Annotated in this window: 1 protein-coding gene; it reads left to right on the top strand. The window is 68.3% G+C overall.

What is annotated here, in order from left to right; all coding sequences use genetic code 11:
* Window positions 1-350: Ig-like domain-containing protein (locus VTU_RS34130; RefSeq protein ID WP_010108935.1), on the top strand; the 350-nt coding region annotated here is incomplete at both ends.

Below are 350 nucleotides of genomic sequence, written 5' to 3'. Positions count from 1 at the left end.
GCGAGCCCGTCAACGGCTTTGACGCCAGCGACATCGTGTGCACGGGCGGCACGCTGAGTACGCCCACGGCCAACGCTGAGCGCACGGTCTGGACGGCGACCTTCACACCCACGGACAACGTCAGCGCCCGGGCGAATACCATCCGGGTGTACCTCACCGGCGTGACGAACGCCACGGGCAACGCCGGGACCGGCAGCGCCATCAGCGCCAACTACAGCGTGGACACCCGGACGGACAGCACCGGCCCCACGGCCACCATCACGCTCGCCGACAGCGCGCTCACCGCGGGCGAAACCACAACAGTCACTTTCCGCTTCAGCGAGCCCGTCAACGGTTTTGACGCCAGCGAC

This window comes from Verminephrobacter aporrectodeae subsp. tuberculatae At4 (assembly GCF_000193225.1).
GTDB classification, from domain to species: Bacteria; Pseudomonadota; Gammaproteobacteria; order Burkholderiales; family Burkholderiaceae_C; genus Acidovorax; species Acidovorax aporrectodeae.
The sequence above is the reverse complement of the archived record's forward strand: the minus strand, read 5'-3'. Positions and strand labels throughout refer to the sequence as shown.